Raw genomic sequence first — 25,385 nt, forward strand, 5'->3', positions numbered from 1 at the left:
ATGCTGCCTTTCCCCCAAAAGTTCAAATCTGGCGATCGGGTTGAGTTTGAAGACCGTAATGGTCGGCTGCGTCAGTCAACCGTGTACGATAATGCGCCGGTCGAATGGTATGGGCCCGGCTTTGTGCATGTTTTGTCACCATGGCTGTCGATTAATTTTGTTACAGTTCCGGAAAATAAGCTCCGCGTCTCTGCGCCTCTGCGTGAGTCTGGCGAGGTTGCAGCATGAGCGGTGCGGGCGTGGAGATTGCGGTCGAAGATCCGCTGCGGATGGCTTGGTATGAGTGCAATGATTATGGCAATGCCCGTCGCGCGCAGGATCTGGCCAAGGGTCTGCTGAAATGGGTCGACGACAAATATTGGTCGGCATTCGATACCAAGCGCTGGTCAAAGCGGGAGGGGGCGTATCGCGCCCGCGCGCTGGCGCACCAGGTGGCGAAGCATATCCACCTCGAGGCGGCCGAGCTGGGCAAGCTGATCGGCGACTTGAAAAAGCCCGATGAGGCGGCATTGCACGAACGTTTTGGCGAATGGTGCAGTGGCGAGATGGCGGTCGCGCGGCTCGATATGCTGCACAAATGGGCGATGAAATCGGGCAATGCGGCGCAGACCAACGCGATGCTGACGCAGCTGCGCGATTTTGATGCGATGCGGGCGTGGAGCGAGGATTTTGACGTCGATCCGCTGACCTACAATGTCCAGAACGGCACGCTGCGTTTTCGCAAGCAGGATGGCACCGGCCAATGGACCTGCCTGTTTCAGGAGGGCCATGATCCGACCGACATGCTCGCCCAGATTGCCAACTGGACCTATGATCCCGTGGCCGCATGCCCGATGTGGGAGGAGCGGCTGCGGCTGATCCAGCCTGACGATGAGACCAGGGCGGTGTTCCCGCGCATGTATGGCCAGACGCTGACGGGTCTGACCGACAGCGAGGAATTTTACGTCCATAAAGGGCGTGGCGGCGACGGCAAATCCAAGACCAACGAGGTGTTGGCCGAGGGGCATGGCGATTATTACCGCCATGCCGCGGTCAAAACCTGGCTGCAGGCAAGTTTCCAGCGATCGGGGGCCGAGCATCGGCGCGATCTGGTCGACCTGTCGGGCGATGTGCGCTTTATAGTATCGGAAGAGCCGCCGCGCAATGCGACCTGGGATGGCGAATTACTGAAGCAGTGGACCGGTGGCGGCAAGATTACCGCATTTCAGGCGGGGGCATCGGAGCCGGTGATTTTCAAGCCGCGGGGCAAGCTGTTTGTCGAGGTCAACCCTACACCCAACATGCCCGGCGATGACAAGGGTTTCCGGCGGCGTTTCCGCCTGACCCAGTGGCTGGTCGACCTGTCTCTCATCCCCGGTGGATTTGAAGCGCCTGCCGAGTTGCACGCGCGGTTGATGACTGAATCGAGCGGCATCCTGAACTGGATGATCGCGGGTTGCCTTGAATGGCTGGGCGACAGGCGTGTTCCGGTACCGGAACGCGAACTGGAAGGTCTTGCCGATTTCTGGGCCACCGGCAATCCGATGGGCGAATGGCTGGCCGAGGAATGCGACCTGACCGACCGCGATGCCGAGACCGGCTCCACCGTGCTGTGGAATGCCTTCAAGGAATGGATGGCGCGCAGCGAGCTGGATGAGGATGCGGTGAAGAAGTGGAACACCACCCGCTTTGGCCGCGAACTCGGCCAGCGCCAGATTGTCGGCAAGAAGGATCGCAAGGGAAACAAGGTTCGCCGCGGGATAAAGCTGCGTCGGGTTGGTTCGTTGGATTACGCGACAGTTCAAGGGATGGAGGGCGGGGTCAATGGCGGCGCGACAGCGACGCCCGACGCACATTCCGGAAGCGATGCAGCCGACCTTGACGACTATTGGGGAGGGGATCGCTGATGCCTGCCGACCACAAGATGTTGGGGACGGACAGTGACGGACGGTTGGGCGAAACTGTCCGTCATTTTGGAAAGAACGCGCGCTCGCGGTGGTGTGCATCATCGGCTCTGCGCAGCCCTGCCGTAATGACGGACGGTTTTGAAGGACGGTTGACGGGTTGGTTTCGCGTAACTGTCCGTCCGCAAGAGGCGCAGGAAAGCAGGGGTAACGGATAGTGACGGACAGTTACGGATGGTTTTTAATAGGTGTGCCTTCATGTGCGCGCACCCCCGTATGCGGAGAGCGGTACCTTAACCGTCCGACTGTCCTTCACTGTCCTTCAAACAATATCTTGATTTTAAGGGGGTAAGCAGATGGTAGCGATCTATCGCAGTGAAGTAGTTCAGGCGCGTGAAGGCCTTGGTGGTGCGGCGCGGCCATGGGAGCGGACAGGCTCGATCGATGTTGAGCAGCTGGTGACATGGGCTTTGGCAGACCAGATGGTGGAACGGTTCGAAACTGCGGGGCTCTATGCCATTGAGGCAGAGGCGGCGGGCTATGCATCCAGTGGCATGGGTGGCTGCGGTGTGGGCAAGATGATGCAGATTGGCCACCTTGGTTGTCGGGTTGATACGGGTGGTGTTCGGATATTCGATGCGGTGCATCCGGTCGCTTATGCCGTGGCCTCTGCTTTGCAGCATATCGATGGGGCTGATCGGGTGCGCTATCATGGTCGTGCAGGCACTCGACCGACCGAGTGGGTAGAGCCGCAGCACAAGGCGCGGGCCTCGGTTTGGGTCAAGCCATGGGTTGAGGCGCAGGTGGAATATGAAGGGCCGGGGCGCAAGGGTGGATATTGCCCTGTCATCATCCTGTGGGATGAGGGGCGACGCACGCGTGGTCAAAAGCTGTACCGTGAATGGTGGACCGCGCTCACTGATCTTGCATGGGTGCTGTCGACACAGGCGCTGGGCTTCATGGTCACACCGCCGTCCGCGCCGCCCGAGCCTTGGATAGCGGCTCACAAGGGGCAAGGCGGGCAGGCCCACCCCCGGCACGGGTCCTCCCAGCCCCTCCAAACCTAATGGGGTGCGGCAGCGCGGGGGTCGCGGGTTTTGTGAAAATTTTTGGAAGTCGCGGTTTTGATTGGCTTTTTTATTCGGTTCTGAGGGTGTGAAGTGGGATTGATTGTAGACCTGAATGAGTTTTCCGAGCTGTGCGGGGTCACGGCGGAAACCATGCGGGCGCATATCAAGTCGCTGACCGAGGATCCACTGTGGATGATCAAGCGCGGGACGCGCGGGTCGGGTTACGAGATTGATGCTGAAGGCGGGGTTGCCTGGTGGAAAGACAAGCGGGCAAGTGAGGAAACTGCCAGTGCCGATCGGCGCGCTCAGTTGGCGCAACTTCGGCTCGACCTGCTGGGTGATGCGGTTGAAGACGAAGAACGGCTTGGTCTGTCTGGTAGGCAACGGCTTGACGATTATGCCGCCGCGCTGAAGCGGATCGAACTCGGCAAGGCGATGGGGCAGCTGATAGAACGCGGGCCTCTGGAGGCGGCATTATCGGCTGCTGCGGTTGAGCATCGCCGCGTTTTGCAACTGATCCCGGGGCAGATGATGGCGGAAACGGGATTATCAAATGCAGATGCGGCGAAGCTGGAAGCGCTGCTCGGCAAAGCTATAGACGATTTCTGGAACAAACAGTTCATGCCGCCCAAACCGGCATCGTCTGGCCATGCTTGATATTGGGCAAAATCAGCCGCTGGAATTTACCGCTGCCCTTGCTGTCGTTGGTGAATGCCTGTCGGGGATGCGGTTTCCGGAAAAGGTCAAGGTCTCTGTAGCGGCGCGACGGCATCGTGTGCTCAACAATCCGGGGGCCTATAGCGGGCCATGGGGTGAGGGTCCCTATTTTACCGATCATCTGGATCGGCCGATGGATTGCCTGATGGCGGAATCACCCTATCGCGAAGTCGCGGTGATGGGGCCCAGCCAGGTAGGCAAGTCAGAGATCGGTAATAACTGGCAGCTGCACAAAGCCATTTACGATCCGTCGGACATGATGTTCCTGATGCCCGATCGCACCAGTATCGACAGTTACATCAAAACGCAGTTCAACAAGATGATCGAGCTGACCCCTGAATTGTCGGAAAGGCTGATCAACGATACGATCAACCTGAAACAGTTTCGCGGGCTGGACCTGCATTTCCTGTGGCCAGTTGGTTCGAGCTTTCGTGCACGGCCGATTCCCTGCGGTCGTCTGGATGACAGCGACGAATTCCCGACTGATATCGGTGACCAGGGCGATGCCGTGTCGTTGCTTGCCGGACGCATGGGCAGCTTTGAAGCCTATGGCCGGACGATGATGTATATCAATTCGACGCCGAAGCTGGGGCCGGGCGCGGGGATTGAGGCGTTGGTGGCAGTGGGGACCGACGAGCGTTTTTATGTCGATTGCCTGCAATGCGGTGATCCGTTTGCGCTGTATTTTGACCGGCTCGATTATGAAAAGGCAGGTACACCGGAAGATGCCGCGACTAGCGCCAAGGTAGTTTGTCCGTCGTGCGGTGGCATTCACATGCCGGGGGAAAAGCGGCGGCTGCTTGAAACCTATCGCTGGGTTGGCAAGGGTGAGAAGGCGGAGCCTCGCAGCGAATATCTATCGGGGAAGACGGGTGAGCTGCTGCCCAATTTGCGAGCCTCGTTTAGGTTCGATGGCTTGTTCGGATTTCGCAGCTGGGCCGATATCGCCCGACGGGCGCGGGCGGCTGAAATCAGTTTCGAGATGGAGCAGGATGAAGGCCCGTTAAAGGCATTTGACCAGACCATCGTTGGACGCAACTTTAGGCCGCGACAGCAAGGTGAAGAACCTGTCAGCGAAGATGAATTGGTGAAGCGCGCGAAGGCCAGCCCATACCGGATGGGTGAAGTTCCCCCAGGTGTCCGCGTGCTGGTGGCATCGATCGACCAGCAAGGTAACCGGTTTGAAGTTTCGGTATGGGGTTTTGGATGGGGCTTTCGTGCATGGCTGATTGATCGCTGGGCCGAATTGACAATCGAGGAAAATGGACGGCAGCGCCCGCTCCGCCCGTTCAAAAATGTCGAAGACTGGTCAGTCATTCACAGCAAGGTGATGGCGAAAAGCTATCCCATGGCGGGTGCGCCCAATTTACGAATGAAGATTTTCAATACGGTGGTTGATACGGGTGGTCTTGATGGCGCCACCGATAACGCCTTTGAGTGGTGGTATGCGATGGTCAAGGGTGACGCTGGATCAGGCCGCGCTGCTTTGCCGGCAACCGCGATCACGCTGTTAAAGGGTGGTAATAATCCAAAGGCCAAGTTGCTACCACCTCCCACAGTCGATGCGAAGCGCCAGATCAAAGGGGTAGAACAGGCCGAGATGTATGTTCCAAACGTCAGCCGTTTCAAAGATATTGCCAATGTGCGGTTGAATCGGCGCGATGATGGGCCGGGTTATATCTCCTTCCCTTCTGATATTCCGCACGAATATCTGGCCGAGTTGCGCGCCGAGTACAAGAATGGGGATCAGTGGGAACGTCCGCAGCATACGGCCAATGAAACATGGGATCTGTATATCTACGCCTATGTTGCGATTGTCCGCTTTGGCGGGTCTGATGCCAGCCTATCCTGGGTTCCTGAATGGGCACGGCCACCCAGGGACGCGCCAGCAAAGATTGATCCGCCTGCCATATCATCGCAGCCTGTAAGTGATGCGCCGAAGGTGGTTTCGGTACAGCGACCGTCGGCTCCACCAAGGGCTGCGACTCCACGCCGGCGCGGGGTTCGATCGGTGCGGGCGCATTAGGCGTGAAAAAATAGTTTCGCAGAATGCTTGACAATTTTTGAATTAGTTGACAGTCACTCAATCATTCCATCGTTGTGCCCGAATCAGACCCGCTCCGGAAATGTCCGCAGCGGGGTTTTTTATGCCCGGATTCGGGGCAGTGATTTTGACCTAACCATAATCTGACAGGACTGACCGATGGCGCTTTCAGCCGCCGCGCTTGCCAACAAGCAGGCGCGGATCGATTCCTATTATGCTGCAGAGACGGCAATCCTGCGCAACCAGGAATATGAGATGGCCGATGGTCGCCGCCTGGTGCGTGCCGACCTGAAAGAGGTGCGCGCGGCGATCAAGGAACTGGAAGCCGAAATTAATGGCGGAAGCTCTACCCCCGTCGTTCGTGGTCGGGCACGGGGCGGCAGGATTATGAGTCGCTGATATGGCCAACTGGATCGACCGGACCATAGCGGCGATTTCGCCGGCAGCCGGTGTGCGCCGGATTGCGGCGCGGGCTGCACTGGAACGAACCACTGCGCTGACCAGCCCGACCGAAACGCGTGAGCGGATTAGCGGGCCCGGTGGATATCGCGGGGGGCGGAGCGATCGGCGGGCGACATCAAACTGGTCAAGCCGCCCGCGTTCGGCAAATGCCGACGGGTCACAGCGCAAAACATTGGTTGGCCGGTCGCGCGATGCCGCGATGAATTTGCCGCTGGCGACGGCGGCGATCGACAGGCGCGTGACCTATACCGTCGGCACAGGCATGATGGCTATTCCGCAGCTGGATGCCGAGCGACTTGGACTGGTCGAAGAGGACGCAGCAGCACTGACTGCGCAGATCATGCGCGACTATGACCGCTATATGTCGTCGAAGGATCCGGATGCCGAGCGATCAGCCACCGGATATGAGCAGCAGGAAATTGTTCTGCGCGGCAGGCTGGAAACCGGAGATATTCTTGGCATTCGCGTGATGCCGCAGGCCGCGACGCAACCAGGCAGATTGTCGGAGACTGCATGGAAGCTGATCGAGGGTGACCGGATCGTTTCACCGAACGGGCATATCGAAGGTGAGAAACACACCAAATTTAATGGTGTGATCGTGTTCGGGGTTGAGCAGGACAGCTATGGTGCGGCGAAAGCCTATCATGTCCTGAAAAAGCCGCAGCAAAATGGTGCTCTGGGGCGCACTGCAGATGATACCGTGCGGATCCCGGCGTGGGGATCAAAATCGCCGTTGCCGAGTTCGGTGTTGGTAATGAAGAAAACCCGGCCAGAGCAGGCGCGGGGTATTCCGATACTGGCGCCGGTTCTGGAAACGCTCAAGCAAATCAGTGATCTGACTGAAGCTGAACTGTTTGCAGCGGTGATGGCAGCGATGCTGGCGATCGTTTACAAGTCGCCCGGTGCAGCAGCTTTACCCGAGGCGGATTATGGCAGCGGCGATATCGTCCAGTCAGACGGCCCATCACCTGAAACCTTAGCGACGCAACAGCGTAGCGATTACCGGCTTGAATCGGGAACGGTACTCGAGCTTGACACCGATTGCGAAGTCGATGTCAAAAGCCCAGGCCGCCCCAATCCGGCGTTCGATCCGTTTTTTCAGGCGCTGGCCAAGCAATTGGCCGCGGCGCTGGAAACACCGGTCGAGGTGTTGCTGCTGTCGTTTGAAGCCAGCTATACCGCCAGCAAGGCCGCGCTCGAGAATTTCTACATTCTGGTGCGGCGCGAGCAGGCCAGTCTTTCGTCGCACTGGTGCGATCCGCATTATCAGTGCTGGCTGTGGGAACAGGTTGCCCGTGGGCGTTACCCGCAGATCGGGCCTGACTTTTTCGACAATGCGGAGATCCGAGCGCTGTGGAGCGATGTGCGCCACCAGGGCGACGGCAAGATTTCGCTGAACCCGCAGCAGGAAGCCAAAGCGTTCGAGATTTACGAAGCGCATGGCTGGGCCACCGGCGAGCAGATTACCGCGATGCTGTTTGGCGGCGATTATGCCGCGAACGTCACCAAGCGTGCCGGCGAGCACAGGGCGTGGGTCGATTCCGGACTGCCGGTACCGAACGCCAAGGGTGGCGGCAATGCGCCGGCAGCGGAGCATGAAGCGCCTGCAACTGGCGGCAATGACAATGGAGACGATGATGGCGAGTAGAGCTTGGTCCAGGGCTTCGATAATTTCGCGCCTGTTTGGCACGCCGCTGGCTGTACTGCCTGAAACAGCGGCCATAGTGCTTGGCGCTGTTGGGCCTAAACTGGACGTCGGCCAGCTGTTTGTGGCGCCGACGGGTGCCGCTTTGTCGATCGATGAAATGCGGTCCATGGCAGCTGCAGAAGTCAACCGTCTTGAAAGTGTTGGCCCGACTGATCGAGCAGCGCCGTTGCATCGCGCCAATCGGCTTGGTTTCGTTTTCAATCGCGTGATGCATGTGCCGATCCGTGGTGAAACGGTTTCGGAAAATGATGGAGCGATAGGCCCGTCGAGCGGCTTTACCGGTTATGACGGTATCCGGGCGCAGGTGATCGCTGCAGATAAGGATCCGGAGATCGGCGGCATATTGCTCGATGTCGATTGCCCTGGTGGTGAAGTTGCCAGCCTTTTTGAGTTGGCCGATTTTCTGATGTCACGGCGTGGCACAAAGCCAATGCGGGCGATGATCCGCGATTGCGGCTGCAGCGCGGCTTACACAATTGCCGCCTGCGCCGATCCCGGGCAGGTGACGATGCATGCCCTGGGCCGCGCAGGTTCAAATGGCGTGATCACCATGCACGCCGATTTCTCCGAGCAGTTGGCGCAGGAAGGTATCAAGGTTCGCCTGTTTGCTTCTGGCACGCACAAGGCAGAGGGCAACCCGTTTGAGCCATTGCCTGAAGAGGTCGCTGCCCGGATTTCGGCTATGGTCGAAGTCTCTGCCTCTCGGCTGTTCAAGCATGTCGGTAAGGCCCGCGGTATGTCAGCTGAAGATATTCGTAAGCAGCAGGCACAAGTCTATTTCGGTGACGAGGCGGTGAAAGCCGGGCTCGTCGACAAGATCATGAGCTGGGACGATTCCATGCAGGAATTTGAGCAGCAAGTGAACGGTACGGCGCGCAGCCGCACTGCAACCGCCCCGTCGGGGGTAAGCTCATCGAAAGGAAAAGCTATGAGCACAGAAGCAACCGCACCGGCGGCGGAACAACAGCCGATTTTCACCCAGGCCCAGCTTGACCAGGCTGTGGCCTCTGCAAGCGCATCGGCTACCGCTGATGCCAATTTGGCGATGGCCAATTCTGAGCGCGCGCGCTTTGCAGCCCTTGCCGAACTGGATGGTGGCAGCAAGATTTCGGCAGAGATGGCAACGGCAATGGCCGAAGGCACCAGCGCAGGCGATTTTGCAATCGCACAGGCGAAGGCTGCGAAAGCCAAGGCCGGTGGTGCCCTTAGCAATGCGCGGGCAGATGCTGTCGATTCCAATGACCTGCCAGAAAGCGGCGCTTCGGCGGTTGCAGCTTCTGTCGATCAGCAGCCAACCAACCGCGGCGCGGCCTTTGTCGACAAGCGCAAGGCGGCAGCCGCAGCAAAGTAACCCAAAACCGCGCCGCGCCGGATTCCGGCGGGCCAGCCCATAGAAGCCGGGGCGTGGGCAGCCCCGCATCTGGAGAAATCCCATGTACGATCGAGCATCTTACTCGCAGGAAACTGCATATAATCCGAAGAACCTCCTCGCTGGTGGTACCGCCACCACGCGCAAGGTTACACTCGCCTCTGGCACTTTGCTGGCAGGCGCGGTCCTTGGTGCAATCCTTGCCGCCTCGGCAGCCACGGCGACTGCCGGCACGCCGGTTAGCGGCGTTGGTGGCACCGTGGGCAATGGCACTGTTTCGGCAGTCACCACCGACGATGGTGCAATGCCCGGCAATTGGAATCTGATTTGCACCGCCACGGGCGCAACTGGCAAGTTCAAGGTGGTTCGGCCCGATGGTTCGCTCGATGGTATCCTGACCATCGGCTCTGCCTATAATGGCGGAATCAATCTGACCGTTTCGGACGGTGCCAATGACTGGCTGGTCGACGATATCATCCCGATCACCGTCAGCTATGACGAGGCCGAGCTGGAATATAAGCTGTCTGTCGCTGCGGCGACCGATGGCTCGCAATATCCGGCACTGGTGCTGGCGCATGACGCCGACGCCAGCGGGGCGGCGCTCGAGGTGATTGCCTATGAAACCGCCAATGTTGTCGGCACCGCGCTGACGCTTGGCGCCGGGCACACCATTGCCAGCATCCGTGAAGGTCTGCGCCTGAAGGGTATCCTGATCGACGACTGAGCCGATCAATAATCGCAATCCGGGGATACGTCCCCACGCCCGCCTTGGCAGCTGCCAGAGCGGGTTTTTTTCTGGAGAAATTTCATGGACAATTATCAGACCTTCAGCACTGACGAGCTGATGCCGATGATCCCGAGCCTGTTTGTGCCGGGCAGCTTTCTGACGCGGGCGTTTTTCCCCGACATCGTCACCTTTGACACGGCGTTCGTCACTTTCGATCGCGTGCTCGATGACAAGCGCATGGCGCCCTTTGTGGCTCCGCTTGCCCCCGGCAAGGTGCATCAGCCGCGCGGATACCAGGTTGAAACGCTGGTTCCTGCATCGCTGAAACCGAAAAACCAGATCACCGGCAACGAAGTGCTGACCCGTCGTGCTGGCGAAGCCTTTGGCGGTGAAATGTCGGCAGCTGACCGTGCAGCGGCGATCCGCGAAGATTATCTGCTGTCGCATCAGGCAAAAATTATCCGTCGTTTCGAATGGATGGCTTCTTCGATCCTGCGTACCGGTTCGGTTACGCTGGTGGGTGATGACTATCCGTCGACCGTGGTCAACTTTGCGCGGGCCAACACGCTGACCAAGACGTTGCTGCTGACCGCCCGTTGGGGTGAAAGCGGCGTTTCGCCTTATGATGATGTGCAGGGCTGGATTGACACCGTTGGTGAGCAATCGGGCAGCGCGGTCAATATCGTCGTGATGGATAAGCTCGCCTGGGGCTATTACATCAACGATCCGAAGACCCAGAAAGCCCTCGATCGCACGCTCGGCCAGACGGCCGCCCTCACCCTTGGCCTGACGCCCACTGTACCAGGTGCGCCGACGTACAAGGGCACGGACGGCGGTGTCGAATTCTATGTCTATAACGACAATTATGAAGACGACACCGGTGCTGCAGCCAAGCTGATCCCCGATAACACCGTTATCATGGGCAGCCAGGGCGGCGTTGCGGGTGCGCAGATGTTTGGCGTCGTCCAGCATGCGTCGAACAATTATGGCGAAGGCCAGTTCTTCCCGCACAACTGGATCGACGAGAACACCGGTGCGGAATGGATTGAAACCATCACCGCCCCAATCCTCGCGCCGCGCCGCGTCAACGCCACCCTCTGCGCAACCGTCCGCTAAACAAGCGGTCGGTTCGTCAGGCAACGAACCTCTCCTGATGGCCGGGCGCAGTGCTCGGCCATCAACCCTGTTGGAGATTGAAAATGAAAAAAGTTGCAATTCTTATTGCCGCCAGCGAGCTGGTGCTTGCGGTGGCAAGTTCCGACACCGACGGCAAGCCGGTTATCCTTGAAGCCGGTGAAGAGCTGACGCCCGAACTGGCCAAAGCGCACAAGCTGAAGAAAGACGATCTGGATGACCTCGTCACCCGTGGTGTTCTGACCGAAGTATCTGCGCGCCTCGCCAGTGCATCGAATGCCATTGATCCGGCAGAGCTTGCCGCCGCCAATAAGCGGGCCGATGCGGCAGAGGCAAAGGTTGCCGAACTGACGGCCAAGGTGGAGGCTCTTGAAGCCGATCTGGCTGCCGCCACGGCGCCGGCGAAAAACGCCTAAGATATCGGGTGAAAGTCGGTGGCGGTGGAGAGCGCAGAGGATCTGGCAGGCTTCTTTGAAGAAGAAGAATTTGCCACGCCTGCGCGCTACACCGCGCCGACGCCCGGTGCATCGCCCGTTAGCTGCAGCGTGATCGTTGATCGCGGGCAGGGGCGGGCGACGCTGGACAATGCCCGGCAGCCGGTCGGTGCGCTGGATCGCAAGATACAGGCGCCCAACCCGCTGCTGACAAAGGTAGAGCGCGACGGGCTGTTCGAGCTGCTCGATAGCGCCACGCCGCCCAATGTTGTCGAAACGCTGAAAGTCGTCGGTTATCCCAAGCGGGATGAATCGGGCGTCTGGTGGCATGTCGACGTTGTGATCGTGGATTGATCGATGGCGCGGCTTCAACTGGGCAGTCGTTCTGGCGGGGCATCGGCCGCAGGTTCGAATTTTGGCGGCTTTTTGGTTCGGTACGATAGCCAACGCACCGTAGTCGAACTGGAAAAGCATCTGCAGGATGAGCACGGTATCATCCGTGATGCATCGATTTACGCGGTGGTGCACACTGTTGCAGAAATTAAAAAGCTGCTGCGTACCTATCTGGACGGGCAGTTTCGCCGATCGATGGTGCACGGCAATAATCACCGCCGCGCGTCCAATGCTGCGGTGCAGAGCAAGCGGTACAACGAGATCGCGGAAAAGGGCCAGTTCAGCGAACTGATCTATTCGAAGCTGGGTGACAATTCGCCATCGGGCTTTGTCGATTATCTGTTGCCGCTGGTGCGCGGGGCAACGATCCGCCCGGTGCGTGGAAACTGGATGAAGCTGGTTTCGACAAAGATGCGGATGATGGGAATTGCCGGTCTCAACTGGAAGGCTGGTTATTCACCGGATTCGAAGTCGAGCATTTTCTGGCGGCGGTCGGATGATGGCAAGAAGCTATTCCTGCTTCGCTCCTATGCGAAGAGCAGCCCGTCGATTGATGCTGGCAAGACCGAGTTGCTGGCGACGATGCCGGCAGAGATTGAAGTCAAGCCGCGGCTTCGCGGGATTGATACCATCGCACAGCGGCGCGAGCCGTTGTTTCTGAAGAATTTTGACGCGCAGCTGGGCGCAAGAACGGGGCAGGCCTGATGGCAAGTGTTGCTGAACAGATCCGTCTGGCGGTGATGGAAAAGCTGGATCTGTGCCTGGCAGAACTCGACTGGACCACGTTGCAGCGTAACCCGCGTGAAACCTTTGACGAAGCGCAGTTGAACGCGATCCTGATGCTCGATGGCGACGAAATGGAGCCTGACAGCCTAACCGGGTCGGTTGAGGATTCGTCACTGGAATTCATCGTCGGCTTGCTGGTGATGGAGGCGGATGGGCAGACGATTGAGCAGCTGCTCGATGCGGGATGGGTTTCGGTGTGCGACACTCTGGTCGACCCGACTGACATCCAGTTGGGCGGACTGGCAATCGACATTCAAAAGCTGGGCAAGACTGCGCCGTTGTATGGCCGCGCGGTCCAATCGGCCCGCATCGGGGCCGAGCAATATATGGAATTTCGCGTTCGATATCATGCCCGCGAGGGCGCTGCCTCCACAGTGGGGCCATAGGAAAGGCAAAAAAATGGCTGACGAAACCACTCCCGCACCGCGCACTGGCGATACCATCGTGATCGGCGCTGACGGCACGGCGACAAACATCGACCAGGAAGCGCGGGACAAGGCTGCTGCTGAAGCTTCGAAGGCCAATGCCCGCAAAACCAAAACGGCATCCACCGCAGCCGAAGGCGAAGGCGCGCCTGCGCCGAAGCTCGACTGAAACACCCTGAAGACAGGAGACTAAAATGTCTGATTTTCTGACCCGCAACCGGCTGCAGCTTGCCAAGGTGGAAACCACCTCCGGCACTGACGCGGCGCCCGTACCTGCTGATGACGCCGTCCTGGTGGAAGAGCCGCGTGCCAATCCGAATATGGAGTTGGAGCAAACCGATGAAGTCACCGGTTCGCTCGATAATGCTCAGTCGATTGTTGGTGGCGGCTATGCCGAACATACCGCGCGCTTTTTTGCCAAAGGCAGCGGCACACCCGGCACTGCTCCCGAATTTGCACCCTATCTGCAGGCAGCAGCCCTTGGCATGACCACGCTGGCGGCGGATTCCGCCGGCACCGCGCAGGCAGGTGCGGCTGGTACAATCACACTTGCCGCGGGTGGCCCGTCGGTCGACTTGACAGGCTTTGTCATCGAAACCACTGGTGGTACCGGCCCGGGGCAGACGCGCGTCATCACCGCGTATAATACCACCACCAAGGTTGCGGCGGTTTATCCGAACTGGACCGTAACGCCCGATGCCACCACGCAATATTCGGTGCGCGCCGGCAATTTGTTTGTGCCGGTCTCGACAGCGCTGAAGACTCTGACCAGCTATCTCTATCTGAAAAACAGCGGCAGCGGCGACGCGGTGCTGAAAAAGCTGGTCGGCGGTGCTGCCACCCTGTCATTCGCCATCCAGACCCGGCAGACGGGCAAATTCACCGCCAATGTTCGCGGCATGCTCGCTGATCCGGAAAGCGTTGCCAACCCGACGGGTGCGGTGTTTGACAGCGTGCGCCCGCGCCCGCTGCGCGATGCCGATGCGTTCCTTGATGGCGCGCAGGTGTGTTTCCGCAACCTGACGCTCGATTTCGGCAATGAGGTTATTCAGGGCGACTGCCCGGGTGCCGAATTTGGTTATGATCCTGCACGCGTCGTCAACCGCCGGATCACCGGGCGGATCAATCCGCAGATGCTGACGCTGGCGCAGCGCAACCCCTTTGCCGATCTGATCGCCGGCACCACGAAAAAGCTGTGGCTGAACTGGGGCGAAACGTTGGGCAACCGCGTGTCGATCTATCTGCCCTCGATCAGCTACACCGGGCATGAGGAAGACGACCTGGACGGCATCAGTGCCGATGGCCTGCCCTTCGATGTCAATGGCTTCGACAGCGGCGCGTACATCCTGTTCTATTGAGGCCTCATGAAACTTGACCTGACCCTTGACGGCGTGCGCTATGATTTCCGCACGCCGTCGGTTTACGATATGCCCGCCATCCGGCGGATGCTGACCAAGGCGCGGGTGCGCCGCCCCGCAGAGGCAGAGTTTCGCATTGCCGCGCTGGCCGGTGTCGATGCGATGGCAGAGGCGGTTTCGGATGCAGCGGAGGGCCAGCGGCAAAAGGCGCTGATCACTGATTGGTATGAACTGTCCGAGCCGCTGACCGAGGACCAGATCGACGAGCCGGATATGGAGTTGCGCGGCGAGGAATTGAAACGGCAGCTGGCCGAACGGCGCGCGCGGCAGGTGGAAATCTATCCGCAGATTGCGGCGATCGAGGCCAATCTGGAACGGCACTGCGCGCCCTATGCCGAACTGAAGGCAGACCGCGAATATTTTGACGAGCTGTCAAATATTGAAGTCGTCCGCCGCCTGCTGTTTTCCGCTGGTGGCATGGTGCTGGCACGCGACGATGACGATTTTGTCAGCGTCGATGCCTATCAGCGGATTGCCAAGGTCCACCGTCAGGCGCTGGCGACCTTTGCCTATGGGCTGCTGACGCCCGATGAGGCCCGAAGAAAAAACTGATCGTCGCCGCCGCCTATGCCTTCGATCCCGAAGGGTTTGACGGTGGCGAAGATTATACACCCGCGCATCCCCTGCGCGGCGATGCCTTTTTGGTGCATGCCCTGCAGGATGCCGATGTCCGCTGGTGGCATTGGCACCCCGATTATTTGCCCGATGATGTGTGGCACGTCGTCCGCCTGGCCAAAGGTTGGCGCGACGGAATGCTGCCGCGCACCGGCGGGATAGAGGAGCAGCCAGCGATGCTGGTGGCTGAAATTGAAATCGTGCTGACCGCCTGGTCCAAAATGGAGGCGGCAGCGATGAAGCGAGCAAGGGAGAAATAGTTGAATTTGGCCGGGGGCCGTGATTAGCTTCCTGGATGATGTATCTGCTGATCTTTGGTGTGGTGTTCTGGCTTGCGTACAAGCTGCTTTCAAAAGCCGTACAGCCACCTCTGCCTCCGCCTCCACCAGTCATTCGGTTGTATTTCGACACCAGCCCTGTGACGGAAGAAGAGCAAGAGGAATGGGATCGAAGGCTGCACGAGGCACATTGGGGTAATTCGAACGGCGACAAGGAAGTGTCGATCGAGGATTGGCGCGAAACGCTGGTTGAACTGCCGCTTGCTGTCGAATTGCCGCTGGATTTGCAGATCGTTTACAAGTCCGAAATGCCGCTACGCAAAATCACGGTGCATAAGGTGCAGCGGTGCGAACATGCCGACTATCTGCACGCATGGTGCGCCTTGCGGGCCGATTGGAGGAACTTCCGGCTCGAGCATTGCGGGCCGGTGGTTACCGTTGATGGGGAGTATTTTGAAACCGGCGAAGAGTGGCTGGAGACGATCAAAATTTGATCAGCTCGGCTTGTCCTTGTTGGGCAGCGTCAGCAAAAAGAAATATGCGACAAAACCAAAAATGAGGCAGAGGATCAGCCAAACAGCCTCTTCCCTGTTTTTGGATCGCGCAACCGGGATCGCACAAAAAAGCGAGCCGACCCAAAGCGCAATTGCAACATACCATGTTTCTGCCGACCAGTAGCCCATAGTTCAGTCCTTCAATAATACCTGACGAACAATCCTTCTGATTGCCTCGGGTCTAGAAGGTTGATCTGGCTGGCTTGTAGCCCAGCTGTCAATGGCTTCGAGTTCTTTAGGTTGAAGTCGAACGCCAACCATGGTGCCAAGACCAGTTGCTGGGCGGCCCCTTCTTTTTTTGTTATCGTTAATTATTGACGATGCCATTATTTTGCGATAACGCAAAAAAACAGGCCGGGCAAGCGCGCCAACGCAAACCCGGCCCTAACCTGAAACATTGGAGTACACCAATGCCACAAGCTGAAACTGCCTTTAGCATTCGTTCGGGAATTGGGGCACCCGATATTTTTCGGGCGCTTATCGGTGCTCCGGAGGATCGCCTTGAACGGCTTTCCAGCAAAGCGATGCTGGCCAAGAATTTTTTGGGCACGGTTATCGATCATCCGACAGTGAAGGGTGACGATGAACTGGCCTGCCTTTTGTTGACGCTGCACGATCAGTTGGACGGGATGGAGGCAATTGCCGAAGGCCTGCATGCGCTGGAGATGGCGGCATGAACGCGCTGGCGATGCAGAATTTTGGATTTGGCGATCAGCTGGTTCGTGTGATTGATCGAGAAGACTCGGTCTGGTTTGTAGCAAATGATGTTTGCGGGGCGCTGGAACTCAGCAATCCGCGCGATGCAGTTGGCAGGCTGGAGGATGACGAGCGGGATGATGTCGGTATTACCGACGCCATCGGTCGCAACCAGAAAACAACGATCGTTTCGGAGAGCGGGGTCTATGCCCTGATCTTTACGAGCAGGAAGCCTATTGCGAAGGAATTTCGCAAATGGGTGACGGGGCAGGTGCTGCCGAGCATTCGGCGGACTGGCAAGTACGAGGTTGAGTTGACCAACCAAGTCCCTGCCCCGTCAGACGCGCTGGATTTTGTAGAAAAGGTGCGCGCTGGCCTGCAAATGGTGCGAGAGGCGCGGATTGTTTTTGGCATTGCGGCCGCGCGGCGTGCGTGGGTGCTGGCGGGATTGCCCGATGTTTCGGATGATCCGACCGTGCATGCGCATCAGTTGCTGGATGCCAGGGCGCAATCGGTGGCCAAATGGTTCGCTGATCGGATGGAAATGACCGAGTCCGGGCGGGAAAGCGCCATGCGGCTGTATATGGATTACACCAAATGGTGTGATGAAGGCGGGGAGGACCCGACAACATTGACCATGTGGGGCAGGGCGATGCACGATATGGGCATGGAAAAAATGCCCAACCGTCGTGGGTCGATTGAATATCTGGGGGTCAGGCTGAAGCCCTGACCTGATTTCGACAATCTTAATTTTCACAGGCTGCGGGCATCCTGCCCGCGGCCCAAAGGCAATTCCGCCAAGGGAGCAAGTCAATGGCCGCAGCAAACCGCGCGATCAACATGCCACTGCGCGTGCAGGGGCTGGATGGCGTTGTTCGTGATTTCAAAAAGGTCGGCGATGCTGGGGCGACCAATTTTCAAAAGATCGAAAATGCGGCCAACAAAGCGAACAAGGCGACCAGCAAGGCTGGGGTGCCAAAGGCTGGCGCATCTCTAGCAACACCTAAAGCACTTGGCGCAGGTGTTCCGGAAACCAATCGATCAGCAGAAATCCTTATTCAAAATCTGGATGATGCAACTTTGGCCGGTGGCCGTATGGGTGGTATGCTGACGGGCCTTGGTGGTCTGGCATCTGCCGCCAGCATCGGTATCACGGCTTTGGCTGCCGGCGTTCTTTATTCGGTTCAGGCCTATCAGGAACATGAGGCGGCGCTCGCGCAGTTCAATGCAACCCTGACATTTAGCGGCAATTCTTCAAATGCGACTGCTGATCAGATCGAAGATATGGCAGAGCGCATATCGTTTTCGACCCTGCAGACGGAAGAGAGCGTACTGAAAGCGGCGGCATCACTGGCCCGCGTCCCCGGTATGACGGTGGAAGGGTTGGATGCCGCCGTTGACGCATCGGCACGTTTTGCTGATGCGACCAAGCAAAATGTCGAAGCAGTTGCCAAGCAAACCGGTGAAGTTTTGCAGGCGCTGGCAGAGCGCGATCTGAAGGCGCTTTATGAAGCCACTGAAAATGTGACACCATCGGTGCGTCTGATGATGCTCGAGCTGACCGAGGCTGGCAAAACTGCTGATGCCCAGCGCGTGTACATTGAGCTTCTCAATCGTGCAGCTGGAACCGGGCCAGATGGTCTGACCACGACAACTGACCGACTGACCCAATCGTTTAGCCAGTTGATGCGGGAATTTGGTCGGTTCACCGCCGATAAGGTGAATGCTGCATTTGCCAGCATGCGCGGGGAAATGACGGCAACGCAGCAGCAGGGCTATGGCCTGCTCGACACGCTGGGCCAGATTTTCCGGCTGCAAATGTCGCTACGCAATCCATTGAATGCTGGTACCGCACCGTCCGGCCCCAAGGCACCCGGTCTGATGACGTCTGTGCTGGCTTTGACAAATCGCGGGCTTGCGGCGGGGCAATCAGCAGCGGATGCCGAGGCAGCGAAAAAGGTGCAGCGATTCAATCCATCCGGTGGCGGCACCAAGCGGCGCGGCGGTGGCGGCGGCAAATCCTCTGGCAAATCAGATGCAGAGCGCGAGGCCGAACGGCTGAAGCGTGAGGCCGAGCAGGCCCGCGAAGCTGCCGATCGGGTGGCCGAATCCAATCAGGACATCATCGACAGCTATTCCTTGCGCGCCAAGGAATTGCAGGCGCAGCTGGGGCTGGAAGGTGCGGCGCTGGAGGCGGTCAAGCGCCAACAGGATATCGACGCGACCACGCGCCGCCTGTCGGTGGAAGCGATTGAAAAAGAAGTCGCAGCGCGCAAGCTGGCGGCGCAGGTCGCCAAAAAGCCGTTTGATGAGAAAGCGGTAGTGGCCGAAGTTACCGCCGAATTTCAAAAGCAGACCGACGTGCTGCGCGATTATGCCACTGTGCTGTACGATGGAGAAAAAGCGCAGGAAGCGTTTTTCGAACAGCAGCGGCTTGGCAAGGCCCTGTTCGAATCCACGCGCACGCCGATCGAGCAGATCACCACCGAGGTTAACGAAGCCGTCAAGGCGTTCAATGCCGGTTCGATCAGCGCGGATACATTTAACCGGCGGATGGACCAGTTGGCGGAGGATCTGGTCGATGCCGCCGACCGGTCAAAAGATGCCTGGGAAGGTTTTGGCAGCGAAGTGGGCAGGACGTTTAGCGACATTCTGCTCAATGGCGGAAATGCGCGCGACATTTTGCAAGATTTGCTGCGCATGCCGCTCGAGCGCCTGCTTTTCCAGAATGTTGAAACGCCGATTGCGGGTTTCGTCGACCAGCTGTTCGGCAACAACCGCGACAAGAATGTCGAGTCCGCCCGGGCGGGGTTGCCTGTCGCGGAAACGCAGGCGGCGGCATCGGTCAGCACGCTGGGCACCAGCGCCGACGTCGCGGCCAATGCCCTGCTGCGCATTCCGTCTGTGTTGGGTGTGGGGCTGGAGGATCCGCTGGCGCGCTTTACCGCGGCGACCGACGGCGGCGTGAATTCGCTGTCAAAGCTGGATCCGGCGGTCAACCAGTTTAGCGGCGCAGTCGGGCAGGTGCTTGCCATGCTTTCCGGTGGTGCTGGCGGTGGTGGTGGCATCCTTGGCACTGTGCTGGGGCTGGCGGGATCGCTGGTCAGCAGTGGCGCATTTGGCGGCGGCGGCGGTGGTGCATCTAGCGGCATCGGTGCAATTCTATCCAGCAACGATCTCAGCTCCATCCCCGGCAATGCCCGGGGCGGCTTTGCGCCCACGCGCGGCATGTTTGCCCTGGGAGAAAATGGGCGGGAGATAGCACAATGGACGTCGCGCGGGTTGTTCATCCACAGCAATGAAAAGGTACGGCGGATGGAAAGTGCGGGCGGTGGCAGCGGTTTCCAGAATACCCAGATCATCCAGCTGACCGAACGCACCGATCCGCGCCGCGCCGCCAGTCAGATCGCGCGGGCGACACAGCACAGTTATGGCGTTGCCGCACGTAAGGGGCTGGCTGTTCCACCGGGGAGGTTGAGCCGTGGTTGATGATATCCGACTTCCCGAAAAATGGTCAAAGGGCAGCGCAGGCGGGCCTGAATGGCGCACCGATGTTGTACCGACCGCGAGCGGTGGTGAGTATCGCGAGCAGCGTTGGTCGCGGCCTTTGTGGCGGTACGAGATTGCCCACAACATCAAGAGCATTGATCAAATGTCTGATCTGCGCGCTTTTCATCTGGCGCGCCGTGGTCGGGCGCGGTCGTTTCTGCTGAAAGACTGGCTGGACTTTTCCAGTGCTGCTGACGGGGTGTCGGCAGCTGCAGCCACCGATCAGCCTTTGGGTACCGGTACGGGTGCGGCGACACAGTTCCAACTGGTCAAGCGCTATCCGGACAGCGTGTCTGCCTATGACCGTGCGATCAAATGGCCTGTCACCGGTAGTTTGCTGGTTGCAGTCGACGGCGTTCCACTGGGCAGCGGATTTTCGGTCAATCGCGGTACGGGCATCGTGACCTTTAGCTCTGCCCCTGCCAATGGTGCGGTGTTGACCACGGGCTTTTATTTCGACGTGCCGGTGCGGTTTGATGAGGACTGGCTGTCGGTGACGTGGGACACGATCAATTCGCGCAGTGCGGGGTCGGTGCCGTTGCAGGAGGTGCGCGAATGACCCGCGTCATCCCCGCACCGCTGCTGGCGCACCTGCAGGGCAGCCCGGCTTTTGCCGGAGAATGCCTGATCCTTGAAGCGCGTGATGGCACGCGCGTTGGCTTTACGACGCTGGATGAACCATTCGACCTCGACCTCGAACTGGGTGACGGTGTCGAAAGCTGTGCCGGCGGAATCGAGATAGGATCATTGACCCTGTCGGTTGGCCTGACTGCGAGCTTTGCCGAAGTATCCGGCCCGCTGGGTCCGGTGCTGACGCGTGAGGCGGTTGAAGGGGGGCGCTGGGCCGGTGCGCGCGCTTGGCTGGTTCGGGTGTCGCCCGGTATCGCTGGATATGCGCCACTGCTTTATGGCAAGGTTGCCGAGTATCGCACCGAAGGCCCGCGCTTTTTCCTTGAAATTCGTAATCAGGCGGCGTTGCTGCAGCAGGTGCTGGGGCGGGTAATTTCGCCTTACTGCTCGGCCGATCTGGGGGATAGTCGCTGCACTTTTTCCAACACGGCGGTGGCGGCGACAGTCACGGCGGTGACGGATGCCATGCGTTTTTCGCTGAGCTTCAGCGGCACCTATGCCAACGATTATTTCAACTATGGCACGGTTGAATTCACCAGCGGCGATTTGCTGGGCACGTTGCCGGTTGAGCTGTTCGACTGGGTCTCTGGCGGCGCGGGTGTGGGATCGCTGGTGCTGCTCGAGCCGTTGGTGGAAGCACCGCAGATCGGCGACACGCTGAACCTGAAGCGCGGTTGCCCAAAGACGCGTGACGCCTGCCGCGACCTTTTTTCCAATGTCCTCAACTTTCGTGGGGAGCCCGAGGTGCCGGGTAGCAATCAGGTGCTGAAAGCGCAGATACCCGAATGACGCATTTTGGTGAACAGGTTGTCGACGCGGCTATGGCATGGGTCGGCACGCCATTCCATGCCCAGGCATCGGTGCGTGGCGTTGGCTGCGACTGTAAAGGCCTGATTGCCGGTGTGGCCCGCGATCTGAACAGAGTAGAGGCTGAGAGCTGGGCGGCGCAGCTGGCGGATTATGATATCGGCCGTGTGCCTGTTGGGCAGCTGCGGCTTGGCCTGCAAGAGCTGTTCGACGCGGTGGAGGGAGAAGCGCAGGCGGGCGACATATTGTTGCTGCGCATTGGGGCACGATTGCAGCATCTGGCGATTCATGCCGGACAGGGGCCGCAGGGACCTGAAATGATCCACTGCTGGTCGCGGGGTGTGATGCAGGTTATTCGGTGCCCGATCGGCCAATATTGGCAGGTGGAAAGCGCCTGGCGCTGGAGGGCCGCATGAGCGTTGATCCGATCAGCCTTGGCATCACGATTGCGTTGACGGCGGCGAACACCGCATTGACGGCATCGCGCAAGATTGAAGGGCAGCGGCTTGATGATCTGTCGGTGACCGTCGCCGACTATGGTGTGCCGTGCAATTATTTTGTCGGCATGCGCCGCTTTGACGGCGTGCCGATCATCTGGGCAGAAAAGCTGAGGGAGATCAAGGTCAAGCGCAAAACCAAAGGTGGGAAGCTGACCAATTATGAATATCAGGCGACTTTCGCATTCGAAGTGGCGGATCACCCCTGCGATGCGGTGACACGGATTTGGTTCGACAAGCAGCTGGTATATGACATGACTGGTGCGGGGCCTCCGACGCTGTTTTCGCTGAAGAAAGGCTTTGTGCTGGCGGACCACCTGCGCATCTATCTGGGTGATGAAAGCCAGATGCCGGATCCGCGGATGCAGGCCACGGTGGATGCAGAGCATGGTGCCGGCAGTACACCGGCCTATCGTGGTAAAACCATCGGCGTGTGCGAAGAAATTCCGGTCGACAAATTTGGCAACCGGATTCCGCAGTTGATGGTTGAGGCGGTGGGAGCTGCAACCACGGTTTACCCGTATGAAACAAAGGCAACTATTGAACCTCAGCCCAATGCATTGTGGAATTTTGCCTTTTCTCCTGATGGCTCTAAACTTGTCTGGGGTAGCAATTCGCGATTTGAGATTTGGGATGTGCCGTCGCGCACCAGATTGAGCCACGGCCCATGGGGCGCGAGCGTGAATCTTGGCAACCGGATTGGCCTTTTTCGCGATGGCAGAATTTATCAGGTCAGTGATGGTAATGATCAACTTTTTCAGCTTTCCAGTGATGGCTTAGCGCTTGCAGGCGTTGTTTGTACATTCGTCGGGATCACATATCAGCAAGACGAATGTTGGGTATTAGAGGATGGCGATGGAGTAGAGCATTGGGGCACTGTTCCATATTCTTCTCTCTCTAATTATTATTTTGATGGTGTTGTACACGAGCCGATAGCAGAGGACGGATTTGCCTGGTCTCCGACTGGCTATCTTACAGATGGGCATGGCGATATTTGGGTTTATGGGCGTGTTATTGGCATCGGATCAACGACGGCTGTTTTCAAACGCCTGGTTGATACAAGTGGGATCACACGTACAAGCCCGATGTCAGTTACTCTGCCAAATGCAGCATCGAGCGTGGTCGGTGAACTGGCCGGTTGTCACTATGTCGATGACATGTTTGATCATTTTGTCATCAGTTGGGCTAACGGATTTTTATATTCGATCGACATTAACGCGGGGACTGTGACGCAGCAACGCAGCATTTCTCTGGACGGTTTTAACACGCCCAAGCAGTTCGCTTGCTTACGGCAAGATTTCACGTCGATATGGCTAAATAATAATGAAATCAGCCTTGCCGACCTTTCAACCATCCGCTCGGTGACCCTTAACAACTGGCTGGCGCAGGATGCCGACGGCATTATTTACGATGCTGTCAATCATGCGCTGATAACGGCGCCGCAGTTCGATCAAGAGATCACATGGCGATATCTAGATCGTGTGACGGGTGACGGGTTGACCCTGCAAGCGGTGGTGGAAACCGTGCACGCGCTTGCTGGTATGGATGCAGCGGATGCCGATGCCAACTTGCTGACGCAAAATGTGCGGGGTTACAACTGGACGCAAGGCAGTGGGCAGGACATTTTGGAGCCGTTGCTCGATCTTTATGATGTCGACCCGCGCCCGCATGGCTTTCTGCTGCACTATCAGCCCCGCGGTGGTGCCGCTGGTACAGCTCTTGCTTTTGACAATTTTGCGCAGCCGGATGCTGATGCCGCTGCCTATGTTTTTACCGGGATAGGAAGCAGCGATCTGACGCGCGCGATCGCTTTGACCTTTGCCGATGCAGATGCCGATCAGGAACCGAATAGCGCGCGCGCAGCGCGTCCCTTGGATGCCGTCGACGGTTTGCCGCAGGAACGTACCATCGACATGAACACGCTGGTGTTGACAGCGGGTGAAGCCAAGGCGTTTGTCGACCGGATGCACCGTCGGCAGCTGTTTGATTCAAAGCCCTATCAACTTGCGCTGACCGCGCAGCAGATTGCGCTTGAGCCCGCAGATGTGCACACGATGACCCTGCCATCTGGAGCGGTTAAAGCCCGCCTGAAAAGTTTTGCGCTTGACGCCGATCGCACAATGTCGACCGAATGGTTGCGTGATGATCCATCTGTTGCTGTTCTGGGTACTCCGGATGGTGCGGCAATGGCGGGGCATGTGCCCGAAGTGATTATCATTCCCGGGCCGTCGCGTGTTGCCATTTTGGATGTTCCGCTGGCGACCGATGTGCACGACAGCACTGTACCTTTTCTTTATTTTGGCGCCGGTCCCTATGGATCCGGATATTGGCCGGGGGCCGATATCGCAATCAGCGATAGCGGGCTGGAGGCAGATTTCGAAGCGAGTTGGGCCGCAGTAGATTCCAGTGCGGCAATGGATTGGGGTGTTGTTCTGGCATTACCCAATTTGAATGCTTTGCCATGGGTTATTGATAATGGCTCCGTTCTGAATGTGCGGATGAACAATGGCACCTTGTCGAGCGTGACTGAATCTCAGTTGCTGGAGGACGGCGAACTCAATTTGGCGCTGATCGGGGGTGAGTATATCCAGTTTCGGACGGCCAGCCTGCAAGGCGATGGCAGCTACAATCTTTCCGGTTTGCTGCGTGGGTGTCGTGGTACCGAACATGAAATTGCTAATCACAGCCTTGGCGAAATGTTTGTTCTTATGAATAGCGATATTGGCCGGCGGGAAATTGGTGTCGGCGAAATTGGCGATCTGGATGCTTGGCGCGCGGCCACCAATGGTCGCGACATTGATGGCGCGGCGGAAGTAAGTCTGACCTTTACCGCGAATGCTCATCGGCCCTATGCGCCGGTACATGGCATCGCCCTGCTTGATACCGGTAGCGGGGACTGGTCGATTTCGGCAACCCGGCGCACGCGTATTGGCGGTGCCAATGTCGACGGGCAGGATGTGCCTTTGGGCGAAGTCAGCGAAAGCTGGTCGGCAGATGTCATGGACGGCGCGATCGTCAAGCGCACGATTACCGGAACGTCTCTGCCATTGGCTTATACTTCGGCGCAGCAAACGGCAGACTGGGGCGCGCCGCAAACGTCGATCGAGGTCAATCTGTACCAGATCAGCCCGGCACTTTCGCTGCGCGGGTTTCCTTTGAACATCGCGGCTTAACGCAAGGATTTCATTT

Annotated in this window: 27 protein-coding genes; 26 read left to right on the plus strand and 1 reads right to left on the minus strand. The window is 58.5% G+C overall.

Translation table 11 applies throughout. The features are described from left to right. The 19 genes from DXH95_RS03025 to DXH95_RS03115 all read left to right on the plus strand — a co-directional run bounded on the left by DXH95_RS03025 (position 1) and on the right by DXH95_RS03115 (position 15,957). Positions 1 to 228, plus strand: a complete 228-nt coding sequence (locus DXH95_RS03025; protein ID WP_115547966.1) for a hypothetical protein — start codon at positions 1 to 3, stop codon at positions 226 to 228. Next, on the plus strand, positions 225 to 1,886 hold the full coding sequence (locus DXH95_RS03030) for a DNA primase family protein (protein WP_115547967.1): 1,662 nt from the start codon (positions 225 to 227) through the stop codon (positions 1,884 to 1,886). Before DXH95_RS03025 ends, DXH95_RS03030 begins: the two co-directional genes overlap by 4 nt. 353 nt (positions 1,887 to 2,239) lie before the next feature. Then, positions 2,240 to 2,950, plus strand: a complete 711-nt coding sequence (locus tag DXH95_RS03035) for a hypothetical protein (RefSeq protein ID WP_115547968.1) — start codon at positions 2,240 to 2,242, stop codon at positions 2,948 to 2,950. A 93-nt stretch (positions 2,951 to 3,043) separates the two neighbouring features. Then, a complete protein-coding gene (locus DXH95_RS03040) occupies positions 3,044 to 3,610 on the plus strand; it encodes a hypothetical protein (RefSeq protein WP_115547969.1) in 567 nt (188 codons plus the stop codon). Next, positions 3,603 to 5,696, plus strand: a complete 2,094-nt coding sequence (locus DXH95_RS03045; RefSeq protein ID WP_115547970.1) for a terminase gpA endonuclease subunit — start codon at positions 3,603 to 3,605, stop codon at positions 5,694 to 5,696. Before DXH95_RS03040 ends, DXH95_RS03045 begins: the two co-directional genes overlap by 8 nt. 177 nt (positions 5,697 to 5,873) lie before the next feature. Continuing rightward, positions 5,874 to 6,113, plus strand: a complete 240-nt coding sequence (locus DXH95_RS03050) for a hypothetical protein (protein WP_115547971.1) — start codon at positions 5,874 to 5,876, stop codon at positions 6,111 to 6,113. Between the two features lies 1 nt (position 6,114). Next, positions 6,115 to 7,824, plus strand: coding sequence for a phage portal protein (locus DXH95_RS03055; RefSeq protein WP_115547972.1), 1,710 nt, complete (start codon positions 6,115 to 6,117; stop codon positions 7,822 to 7,824). After that, positions 7,772 to 9,235 carry a S49 family peptidase gene (locus DXH95_RS03060; RefSeq protein WP_181883551.1) on the plus strand — a complete coding sequence of 488 codons (1,464 nt, stop codon included), beginning with the start codon at positions 7,772 to 7,774 and terminating at the stop codon, positions 9,233 to 9,235. The genes DXH95_RS03055 and DXH95_RS03060 overlap by 53 nt, the downstream gene beginning before the upstream one ends. Before the next feature lie 82 nt (positions 9,236 to 9,317). Beyond that, positions 9,318 to 9,977: a head decoration protein gene (locus DXH95_RS03065; RefSeq protein WP_115547973.1), complete on the plus strand. Its 660-nt coding sequence runs from the start codon at positions 9,318 to 9,320 to the stop codon at positions 9,975 to 9,977. An 84-nt stretch (positions 9,978 to 10,061) separates the two neighbouring features. Beyond that, positions 10,062 to 11,096 (plus strand): major capsid protein, encoded by a 1,035-nt coding sequence (locus tag DXH95_RS03070; RefSeq protein WP_115547974.1) that lies wholly within the window; start codon positions 10,062 to 10,064, stop codon positions 11,094 to 11,096. 83 nt (positions 11,097 to 11,179) lie between these two features. Next, entirely contained in the window at positions 11,180 to 11,530 is a 351-nt protein-coding gene (locus tag DXH95_RS03075; protein ID WP_115547975.1) for a hypothetical protein, read from the plus strand. Between the two features lie 18 nt (positions 11,531 to 11,548). Then, on the plus strand, positions 11,549 to 11,902 hold the full coding sequence (locus DXH95_RS03080; RefSeq protein ID WP_147291675.1) for a hypothetical protein: 354 nt from the start codon (positions 11,549 to 11,551) through the stop codon (positions 11,900 to 11,902). A 3-nt stretch (positions 11,903 to 11,905) separates the two neighbouring features. After that, entirely contained in the window at positions 11,906 to 12,646 is a 741-nt protein-coding gene (locus DXH95_RS03085) for a hypothetical protein (RefSeq protein ID WP_115547977.1), read from the plus strand. Then, the gene (locus DXH95_RS03090; RefSeq protein WP_115547978.1) at positions 12,646 to 13,113 is read left to right on the plus strand and encodes a hypothetical protein; all 468 of its coding nucleotides are present in this window, start codon (positions 12,646 to 12,648) and stop codon (positions 13,111 to 13,113) included. Before DXH95_RS03085 ends, DXH95_RS03090 begins: the two co-directional genes overlap by 1 nt. Before the next feature lie 13 nt (positions 13,114 to 13,126). Beyond that, on the plus strand, positions 13,127 to 13,321 hold the full coding sequence (locus DXH95_RS03095; protein ID WP_115547979.1) for a hypothetical protein: 195 nt from the start codon (positions 13,127 to 13,129) through the stop codon (positions 13,319 to 13,321). A 25-nt stretch (positions 13,322 to 13,346) separates the two neighbouring features. Next, entirely contained in the window at positions 13,347 to 14,510 is a 1,164-nt protein-coding gene (locus DXH95_RS03100) for a hypothetical protein (RefSeq protein ID WP_115547980.1), read from the plus strand. A 6-nt stretch (positions 14,511 to 14,516) separates the two neighbouring features. Continuing rightward, positions 14,517 to 15,122, plus strand: coding sequence for a hypothetical protein (locus DXH95_RS03105; protein ID WP_115547981.1), 606 nt, complete (start codon positions 14,517 to 14,519; stop codon positions 15,120 to 15,122). Between the two features lie 89 nt (positions 15,123 to 15,211). After that, on the plus strand, positions 15,212 to 15,445 hold the full coding sequence (locus DXH95_RS03110) for a hypothetical protein (RefSeq protein WP_147291676.1): 234 nt from the start codon (positions 15,212 to 15,214) through the stop codon (positions 15,443 to 15,445). 35 nt (positions 15,446 to 15,480) lie between these two features. Next, complete coding sequence (locus DXH95_RS03115) at positions 15,481 to 15,957, plus strand: hypothetical protein (protein ID WP_147291677.1); 477 nt, start codon at positions 15,481 to 15,483, stop codon at positions 15,955 to 15,957. Here DXH95_RS03115 and DXH95_RS03120 read toward each other — a convergent pair whose 3' ends face one another. Next, a complete protein-coding gene (locus tag DXH95_RS03120; RefSeq protein WP_115547984.1) occupies positions 15,958 to 16,146 on the minus strand; it encodes a hypothetical protein in 189 nt (62 codons plus the stop codon). It lies immediately after the preceding gene. A 281-nt stretch (positions 16,147 to 16,427) separates the two neighbouring features. On the opposite strand from DXH95_RS03120, the gene DXH95_RS03130 reads away from it, so the two are divergent. From DXH95_RS03130 to DXH95_RS03160, 7 genes are all read left to right on the plus strand, one after another. Beyond that, the gene (locus DXH95_RS03130; RefSeq protein WP_115547986.1) at positions 16,428 to 16,694 is read left to right on the plus strand and encodes a hypothetical protein; all 267 of its coding nucleotides are present in this window, start codon (positions 16,428 to 16,430) and stop codon (positions 16,692 to 16,694) included. Further along, positions 16,691 to 17,443 carry a BRO-N domain-containing protein gene (locus DXH95_RS03135; RefSeq protein ID WP_115547987.1) on the plus strand — a complete coding sequence of 251 codons (753 nt, stop codon included), beginning with the start codon at positions 16,691 to 16,693 and terminating at the stop codon, positions 17,441 to 17,443. The genes DXH95_RS03130 and DXH95_RS03135 overlap by 4 nt, the downstream gene beginning before the upstream one ends. A gap of 83 nt (positions 17,444 to 17,526) precedes the next feature. Next, positions 17,527 to 20,202 (plus strand): phage tail length tape measure family protein, encoded by a 2,676-nt coding sequence (locus tag DXH95_RS03140; RefSeq protein WP_115547988.1) that lies wholly within the window; start codon positions 17,527 to 17,529, stop codon positions 20,200 to 20,202. Further along, complete coding sequence (locus DXH95_RS03145; protein WP_115547989.1) at positions 20,195 to 20,821, plus strand: DUF2460 domain-containing protein; 627 nt, start codon at positions 20,195 to 20,197, stop codon at positions 20,819 to 20,821. Before DXH95_RS03140 ends, DXH95_RS03145 begins: the two co-directional genes overlap by 8 nt. Continuing rightward, the gene (locus DXH95_RS03150; RefSeq protein WP_115547990.1) at positions 20,818 to 21,681 is read left to right on the plus strand and encodes a DUF2163 domain-containing protein; all 864 of its coding nucleotides are present in this window, start codon (positions 20,818 to 20,820) and stop codon (positions 21,679 to 21,681) included. Before DXH95_RS03145 ends, DXH95_RS03150 begins: the two co-directional genes overlap by 4 nt. After that, positions 21,678 to 22,115 (plus strand): C40 family peptidase, encoded by a 438-nt coding sequence (locus DXH95_RS03155; RefSeq protein WP_115547991.1) that lies wholly within the window; start codon positions 21,678 to 21,680, stop codon positions 22,113 to 22,115. The genes DXH95_RS03150 and DXH95_RS03155 overlap by 4 nt, the downstream gene beginning before the upstream one ends. Continuing rightward, positions 22,112 to 25,369, plus strand: a complete 3,258-nt coding sequence (locus DXH95_RS03160) for a phage tail protein (RefSeq protein WP_115547992.1) — start codon at positions 22,112 to 22,114, stop codon at positions 25,367 to 25,369. The genes DXH95_RS03155 and DXH95_RS03160 overlap by 4 nt, the downstream gene beginning before the upstream one ends. Positions 25,370 to 25,385 lie beyond the last annotated feature (16 nt).

Origin of the sequence: Sphingorhabdus pulchriflava (assembly GCF_003367235.1) — a bacterium.
In the GTDB taxonomy this organism is placed as follows: Bacteria; Pseudomonadota; Alphaproteobacteria; order Sphingomonadales; family Sphingomonadaceae; genus Sphingorhabdus_B; species Sphingorhabdus_B pulchriflava.